The organism is Streptomyces sp. NPDC005899, from assembly GCF_040629645.1.
GTDB lineage: Bacteria > Actinomycetota > Actinomycetes > Streptomycetales > Streptomycetaceae > Streptomyces.
Map to the genome: position 1 here is coordinate 1 of NZ_JBEXWB010000308.1, position 7,712 is coordinate 7,712.

Consider the following 7,712-nt stretch of genomic DNA (forward strand, 5'->3'; position numbering starts at 1 on the left):
GCCCCCGGGGGGCGGGGCGGTGTCGGGGCGCGGGACGCCCCAGGGCGGGCTCGGGTGGCGGGTTCGGGCTGTCTCCGGGTACCGGATCCCCACCGATCCGCCCGGCGGCGACGCGCCCCTGACCTGGAAGTCGACCACCTCGGGGGCCGGTCGAGGCTCCTGCGGCCGGTGCGAAGGGCCTCTGGGCGCGGGCGGCGCTTTCGTGCGGCCGCGGGAAGGCGCGTGCATCCGCAGGGTTGGGCGGCGGGCCGCAGGGGGAGCCTTCGCCCTGCGGCCCGCAACCGACGTGGGGCCCCTTGGGCGTGGGCGGCGGCTGTCCGGGAGCTGGGGAACGTCAGAGACGGAGTTGATGCATCGTGGAACGACGCATGTCGGTCGCGACGCACTGGGGCAGTTTCGTCGCGGTGGTCGACGCCGGTCGGTTGGTACGCATCGAGCCGAGGGGCGATGACCCCGCGCCGTCGCCCATCGGACCCGGAATGGTGACAGCCGCCGACGACAGCGCCCGCGTGCTGCGCCCCGCTGTGCGCAAGGGCTGGCTGAACGGCCTGCCGCGTGCCCACGACACGGCCAGGGGCTCGGACGCCTTCGTGGAGGTGAGCTGGGACGACGCGATCACGCTGGTGAGCGATGAACTTCGTCGAGTGCGCGCACAGCACGGAGACAGCGCCGTGTTCGACGGCTGATTTCATCCCTGTCGCACGGATCGCCGACACCCTGCTGCATCCGGGCAGGACCATCGACTACGACGGCCGGCGCCTGACCCTGCCCGAGCTCCGCATGATCTACTGGTGCGGAGGGAACCCGTTTCACCACCACCAGGATCTCCACCGGCTGGCCCGCGCCTGGCAGACCCCTGACACGGTGGTGGTCCACGAAGCCTGGTGGAACACCACGGCCAAGTTCGCCGACATCGTCCTGCCCGTCGCCACCAGCCTGGAGCGCGACGACTTCGCCGCCGGCTTCTCCGACCCCCACCTCGTCGCGATGCCGAGAGTGCGGGAGCCGGCGGGCGAGTCGCGCACCGACCATCACATCTTCTCCGAGGAGATCGACTCGTTCGGCTACGACGACTGCGTCGGGCATCCGGCCTGGTTCGAACCGGTGGAGTGGCTCCGTGCCGGCCTGTCGGACCGGTTCCCGCTGCACCTGATCTCGAACCAGCCCGCCTCACGCCTGCACAGCCAGTACGACAACGGCGGCCACAGCCTCGAGTCGAAGATCCGTGGCCGTGAGCCCGTGACGATCAATCCGCTGGACGCCGCCTCCCGTGGCATCGAGAGCGGCAGGGTCGTGCGCGTCCACAACGACCGCGGGAGCTGCCTGGCGGGGGCAGTCCTGTCGGACGACGTCATGCCGGGCGTCATCCAACTGTCCACCGGAGCTTGGTGGGACCCGGCCCAGCCCGGCCGGAGCGGCACCTTGGACCGCCACGGCAACCCGAACACCCTCACGGCCGACCGGGGGTGCTCGCGCCTGTCCCAGGGACCGAGCGCCCACAGTGCGCTCGTCGACGTCGAGCCGTACGACGGCCCGCTCCCGGATGTGCTCGCCTTCGCACCCCCACACCTCGAACACTGACACGAAGGCTGCCTGCCGCCTGGGGTACGTCCTCCGTGTTCGCCGTGGTCAGGTGCGCAGTGGGCCGCCCCGGCCGCCGGAAGCTCCCGACCCCCCGTTTCGCAATGGCGTAATCGGATGAATACTGTGCGCAGTCGTGACTGCACTTCAAGACCTCAAGTACGGCCAGTGGTTCAAGGGCGCCGACGTCGACGGCGACGGGTTCATCACCCAGCAGGACGTCCGCGCGATGAGCGAGCGCTACATCGCCGTCCGGGACACCGCGTCGGACAACGCGACCTCCCGCCGACTCACCGAAGGAATGGACGGATTCTGGACGCACGTGATCGCCCCGATGGACCAGGACGGTGACGGGAAGGTCGATCTGCGGGAGATGACCGAGGGCTTCAGGCGCGTCCTGAGCGACCCCGCCCTCTACCCGCAGCAGATCGCTCCGGTCACCAACTGCTTCTTCGACCTCGTCGACCTCAACGCGGACGGCAGGATCGACCAGGCCGAGTTCCAGCAGATGTTCGACTCGATCGCCGGTGTGCCCGGCGAGGACTGCGCCACGGTCTTCGCCGCTCTGGACCAGGACGGCTCCGGTGGGCTGGACCGCGCCGCATTCCACCAGGCACTCATGGAGTTCTTCTACGGCGACAACCCGGATGCTCCCGCCAACCACCTCTTCGGCAGGGTCACCGCCTGACAGCGCCGCACACGGCCCGGGATCCGACCGCCCTCACACCGGTGCGGGCAGTCGGCGTCGGTTGGAGCCGTCCGCGCGGCCGACGACCACGACGATGCCCTCGCCGGCGGTCTCCGCGACGCATCCGCCGTGCCGGACACGGATGCACGCCGGATGCGGCCGGTCGCTCACACCGCCGGGAACCGGTGTCCACGGGCGGGCGCCCCGAAAGTCACCCGACGCCGTTACGCGGCGCCTCCACCAGCATCGCCTGCACCCTCACCTGCTACTGCGGACTCGCCGAACGAGAGGACTTCTGAGAGCACCCGGCGGGAAACGCGTCCGGCTCACGCATCCCGTGAAGGGGTGGGATGCGGCTCCTCAGAGGATGGGCAGGGTGGACAAGCCGCTGGCCCGGGTGAGGCCGGTGGTGGTGAGGCAGGGCAGGGGGTTGAGGAGATCGGGGAGGATCTCGGTGTCACGTTCACGGTCGACCCGGTGTAGCGGCCGGCGGTGACGGTGCCGAGGGAGACGTAGACCTGGGTGGCGCCGGCGACGTCGATCTCCCTTCCGGTGACCTGGATCGTCGAGTTCTGGCCGTCGCTCCAGTGGAGTTGGGCGGTCGCGGTGCTGGGGAAGGCCACGCAGGTGGCGTCCGGTACGAAGCCGCTCTCGGAGTAGGTGACGGAGGTGACACCGTCGTTCGGTGGGCAGGACGCGTGGCTGCCGGTGGCCTGGTAGGTGACGTCGCGGGGCTGGGTCAGGTGCAGTCCGGGGGTGTAGTCAGTGACTTGCTGGCCCAGGCAGGTGACCAGTGCCGTCGGGGCGGCGGAGGCCGGCGTTCCGAGCGTTACGGGCAGCGCGGCGCCCGCGAGCATGATCGCGGCGGCGAGTGCGCGGCGCAGGCGGGCGGGCCGGGTGGAACGGGTGGGCGGTGTCGAGTGTTCGTGGTGTGACATGGGTACCCCGCGTCAGGACGGTGGGCAGTTCGTGCGCCGGATACCGGTATCCGTTCGGGCTTTGTGACGGTTCGCTTCAGGGCACGTTGCATGGCGTGGTTGTTTCTGGTTCGGAGCGGCGCCACGCCCTGGACGTGGGAGCCCCTCCGGGACCGCTCCAATCGGAGCGACCCCCGACACACTGCCCGAACAACCGCTTTGTCCCCATAGCCCGTCGGGAAACGCGCCCCGTGTCGGCGCCCCGTGTCGGCGCTCGGTTCGACCGCCCCGGATCCTGTCGTTCCGATGATCGAGGTGTCACCCCTGACGGCCGTTCAGCGGCTCGGCGATGCGCTGCACCTGTTCGGGCATTGGGGCGAGGGCAAGGCAACAGCACAGCCCTCGACCCAACCGTGATACAGAAAGCCGCAACGTGAATCCGTACCGGAGACCTCTACCTGCACGGGTGGGCCGGCACGGCGGCAGCCGGAGAGCTGCGGGAGGTTGAGACCTCCGCTCCGAGAGTCATTCGAGCGTCAACAATCTCCAGTGAGACCGTAGGGGTGTCGCCGACGCGAGCACCTCCTGATGAATGCGCAGGTCAGGACACGAGGGGCCATCCGTCCCCTCGACCCGCCGCACGGAGGGAAACAGGTCGAGCAACCCACCCGGACCACAAGACAGCAGGTCAGGCACCCTTTACCGCGGGCTCCAAGATGGCCACGCACTCAACGTGCGAAGTCATCGGGAACAGGTCGAACGCCCGCAGCGTCCGCACCTTGTACCCCCCGTCCCGGAAGTACGCCAGGTCCCGGGCCAGCGCCGCCGGGTCGCACGCCACGTAGGCGATGCGGCGCGCGCCCAGCGAGGCCAGGTGCTTGACCGTCGCCTTGCCTGCGCCCGCGCGCGGCGGGTCCAGGACGATCAGGTCGCACTCGGTGATGCCCGTACGCGGCAGGACCTGGTCGACCTTGCCGTGCTCGATGCGGACGCGGTCCAGGTCCTTCAGGTTGTGGCGGGCGTCCTCGACCGCGCGCTTGCCGGACTCGATGCCGAGCACCGCGCCCTTCTCGCCGATGCGCTGGCCGATGGCGCCGGCGAACAGGCCCACGCCGCAGTAGAGGTCGAGCGCCATGTCGTTCTTGCGGGGCAGCAGGCCCTGCATGACGGCGCGCACCAGGGTGTCGGCCGCCTGCGGGTGGATCTGCCAGAAGCCGCCGGAGCCCACGCGGTACGTGCGGTCGTCGGCCCGCTCGCGGACGAACGCGCGGCCGTGGACGCGGTGGACGCCGCCGTCCTTCTCCTCGACGCGGAGCACGGAGACGGGCTTGTCCAGCTCGACGAGCGGGAGCCTGCCGCCCGGGCGGGGGGTCAGGATGACCTGGCGGTCGTGGGAGCCGGTGGCCGCGATGGCCTCGACCGCGGCCATCTGCGGCCAGTCCTGCTTCTCGATGCCGAGCTCGGAGACCCCCGGCGCGGCGATCAGGCAGCGGTCGATCGGCTGGATCTCGTGCGAGCGGTGCTTGCGCAGCCCCGCCAGGCCGTCCTCGTCGATCGCGTACTGGACGCGGGTGCGCCAGGCCGGGACCTCGCCCGGCGGGACCTTGTCGCCCTCGGCCGGCATGACGGTGCCGTCCCAGCCGGCCTCCTCGGGGGTGAGGCCCGCCAGGCGCTGGAGCTGCTCGGCGATCACTTCGCCCTTGAGCCGGCGCTGGGCGCCGGGCTTGGCGTGCTGCCAGTCGCAGCCGCCGCACTTGCCGGGGCCGGCGTAGGGGCAGGGGGCCTCGACACGGTCCTTGGACGCCTCGATGACCGTGACCGCGTCGGCGCGCAGGAAACGGGAGTCGCTCGCGCCCTCGGTGACCCGGGCGACGATCTTCTCACCGGGCAGCGTGTGGCGGACGAACAGGACCTGGCCCTCGTCGGTGCGGGCGATGCAGTGGCCGCCGTGCGCGACGGGGCCGACCTCGACCTCGTACTCCCGTCCGACGAGCGACTCCACGCCCTCCTGCTCCCCGCCCGGCTGTCCCTCGGTGCGCTGCTTCCCGGTCTGCTGCTCCCCGGTCTGCGACGAGGTGGATTCGTTCTGCATGAGGGGGTGGCTCCAGAGATCAGGGGGAACGGCGACCGGAAAAGCGGCCGGACAACAACCTACGAGTCTACGTGGATGCCGGCCGACCGCTCACCACTGGCGGGGGCCGCCTCAGCTCTTGGTGCCTGTCTCCTTGTGCTGCCGCCTTTCGACGGGTCCCCGGCGGACCGATCCGGGGGCGATCCAGTCCGCGCGCCTGCGCGCCCGCTGCTTCGCGGCCTCGGAGGACTCCAGCTGGTAGGGAACCGAGGTCACCATCACTCCGGGGGTGAACAGCAGCCGCCCCTTGAGCCGCAGGGCGCTCTGGTTGTGCAGCAGGTGCTCGTACCAGTGGCCGACCACGTACTCCGGGATGTAGACGCTGATCACATCGCGCGGGCGGTCCTTGCGCAGGCTCTTGACGTACTCGATGACGGGGCGGGTGACCTCGCGGTAGGGCGAGTCGAGGATCTTCAGCGGGATGTCGATGCCCCGCCGCTCCCAGTCGTCCCTGAGGGCCTTGGTCTCGGCCGGGTCGACGCTGATGGACAGCGCCTCCAGGTGGTCCGACCGCACCAGCTTGGCGTAGGCGAGGGCCCGCAGGGTGGGCCGGTGCAGTTTGGAGACGAGGACGATCGAATGGACGCGGGACGGCCTGATGGTGTCGTCGGACGGGGTGTCGGCCGCCGCGATCTCCTCCGCGACCCGGTCGTAGTGCTTGCGGATCGCGGTCATCGTCCCGAAGAAGATCACCATGCCGAGCAGGGCGACCCATGCTCCGTGGGTGAACTTGGTGGCGAGCACGACGACCAGCACGAGGCCGGTGAAGAACGCGCCGAAGGTGTTGATCGCCCGGGAGCGGATCATGTGCCGCCGCTGCGCGGGGTCCGCCTCGGAGCGCAGGTGCCTGTTCCAGTGCCGCACCATGCCGGTCTGGCTGAGGGTGAAGGAGACGAAGACGCCCACGATGTACAGCTGGATGAGCCGGGTCGAGTCCGCCCCGTAGATCCAGACGAGCAGGATCGCGGCTCCGGCGAGCAGCACGATGCCGTTGGAGAAGGCGAGCCGGTCGCCGCGTGTGTGCAGCTGGCGGGGCAGGTAGCGGTCCTGGGCGAGGATCGAGCCGAGCAGCGGGAAGCCGTTGTACGCGGTGTTGGCGGCGAGGAAGAGGACCAGGGCGGTGGCCGCGGCGAGGAAGACGAAGAAGAACGTGCCGTCGCCGAAGACCGCCGCGGCGACCTGGGAGATGACCGGGTCCTGGGTGAAGTCCGCGCCGACCGCGGCGCCGTTGTGGAGCAGGTCCTTCGCCGGGTTCTCGGCCATCTTGACGTCGGTCGCCATGGCGAGGCCGATGATGCCGCAGAACATGGTGACGGCCAGCAGGCCCATCGCCGCGAGGGTGGTGGCGGCGTTCTTGCTCTTCGGCTTGCGGAACGCGGGCACGCCGTTGCTGATCGCCTCGACACCGGTGAGGGCCGCACAGCCCGAGGAGAAGGCGCGCAGCAGCAGGAAGACGAGGGCGAATCCGGCCAGCCCCTGGTGTTCCGGCTTGATCACGTAGTCCGAGGTCGGCGCGTGCATGGCGTCGCCGAGGACGATGCCCCGGAACGCGCCCCAGAGGATCATGGCGAAGACACCGGCCACGAACAGGTAGGTCGGGATGGCGAACAGCTTCCCGGACTCCTTGACGCCGCGCAGGTTCATCAGCGTCAGCAGGACGATCGCCCCGATCGCGCACAGCGTCTTGTGCTCGATGACGAAGGGGATCGCGGAGCCGAGGTTCTCGACGCCCGAGGAGATCGACACGGCCACGGTGAGGACGTAGTCGACCAGCAGGGCGCTCGCGACGGTCAGTCCGGCCTTGGGCCCGAGGTTGGTGTTGGCCACCTCGTAGTCGCCGCCGCCGCTGGGGTAGGCGCGTACGTTCTGCCGGTAGGAGGCGACGACCGTGAACATGAGGACCACGACGGCGACCGCGATCCACGGGCTGAAGTGGTAGGCCGACACGCCCGCGATGGAGAGCACGAGGAGGACTTCCCCCGGTGCGTACGCCACGGAGGACAGCGGGTCGGACGCGAAGACGGGGAGCGCGATGCGCTTAGGGAGAAGTGTTTCCCCCAGCTTGTCGCTGCGCAGCGCCCGGCCGATCAGGATCCGTTTGGGCACGTCGGTCAGTTTGGACACGGGGAGGATCGTAAACGCTGTCGGGACACGCCGCTGAGGCACCACCCCCCTCGACCGCGGAAAACCTTCATAGTTACCCGTCCTCACCGGAAAAGTCCATGGAATCCTTAACGCAATCCTTGCGGTGCGGGCCGGTGCGCGGCCCCTCGCTACAGGGGGTGGCCGCCGCCCCGGGCCTGCGTCCGGTCGTCGCCACCGGCCGTCCGGCCGCTCCGGCGAGTCTGCGCCCGCGCCCGTCGCCCGGCTCAGCCGCGGCCCACGGCACGGCGCG

At 70.2% G+C, this 7,712-nt stretch carries 6 protein-coding genes; 3 read left to right on the forward strand and 3 right to left on the reverse strand.

Translation table 11 applies throughout. The features are described from left to right. Positions 1-368 precede the first annotated feature (368 nt). The 3 genes from ABZ371_RS25870 to ABZ371_RS25880 all read left to right on the forward strand — a co-directional run bounded on the left by ABZ371_RS25870 (position 369) and on the right by ABZ371_RS25880 (position 2,269). Positions 369-686, forward strand: coding sequence for a molybdopterin-dependent oxidoreductase (locus tag ABZ371_RS25870; protein ID WP_358683806.1), 318 nt, complete (start codon positions 369-371; stop codon positions 684-686). After that, positions 631-1,581 carry a molybdopterin dinucleotide binding domain-containing protein gene (locus ABZ371_RS25875; RefSeq protein WP_358683808.1) on the forward strand — a complete coding sequence of 317 codons (951 nt, stop codon included), beginning with the start codon at positions 631-633 and terminating at the stop codon, positions 1,579-1,581. Before ABZ371_RS25870 ends, ABZ371_RS25875 begins: the two co-directional genes overlap by 56 nt. Positions 1,582-1,717: 136 nt before the next feature. Beyond that, the gene (locus tag ABZ371_RS25880) at positions 1,718-2,269 is read left to right on the forward strand and encodes an EF-hand domain-containing protein (RefSeq protein WP_358683810.1); all 552 of its coding nucleotides are present in this window, start codon (positions 1,718-1,720) and stop codon (positions 2,267-2,269) included. Between the two features lie 326 nt (positions 2,270-2,595). Here ABZ371_RS25880 and ABZ371_RS25885 read toward each other — a convergent pair whose 3' ends face one another. The 3 genes from ABZ371_RS25885 to ABZ371_RS25895 all read right to left on the reverse strand — a co-directional run bounded on the left by ABZ371_RS25885 (position 2,596) and on the right by ABZ371_RS25895 (position 7,441). Continuing rightward, the gene (locus tag ABZ371_RS25885; protein ID WP_358683812.1) at positions 2,596-3,207 is read right to left on the reverse strand and encodes a hypothetical protein; all 612 of its coding nucleotides are present in this window, start codon (positions 3,205-3,207) and stop codon (positions 2,596-2,598) included. Positions 3,208-3,874: 667 nt separating this feature from the next. Further along, positions 3,875-5,278, reverse strand: a complete 1,404-nt coding sequence (locus tag ABZ371_RS25890) for a TRAM domain-containing protein (protein ID WP_358683814.1) — start codon at positions 5,276-5,278, stop codon at positions 3,875-3,877. Between the two features lie 111 nt (positions 5,279-5,389). Continuing rightward, positions 5,390-7,441: an APC family permease gene (locus ABZ371_RS25895; protein ID WP_358683816.1), complete on the reverse strand. Its 2,052-nt coding sequence runs from the start codon at positions 7,439-7,441 to the stop codon at positions 5,390-5,392. Positions 7,442-7,712: the final 271 nt, after the last annotated feature.

Coding starts and splice junctions, on each gene's coding strand:
- ABZ371_RS25870 (WP_358683806.1), top strand. CDS start 369: ATGTCGGTCGCGACGCACTGGGGCAGTTTCGTCGCGGTGGTCGACGCC.
- ABZ371_RS25875 (WP_358683808.1), top strand. CDS start 631: ATGAACTTCGTCGAGTGCGCGCACAGCACGGAGACAGCGCCGTGTTCG.
- ABZ371_RS25885 (WP_358683812.1), bottom strand. CDS start 3,207: ATGTCACACCACGAACACTCGACACCGCCCACCCGTTCCACCCGGCCC.
- ABZ371_RS25890 (WP_358683814.1), bottom strand. CDS start 5,278: ATGCAGAACGAATCCACCTCGTCGCAGACCGGGGAGCAGCAGACCGGG.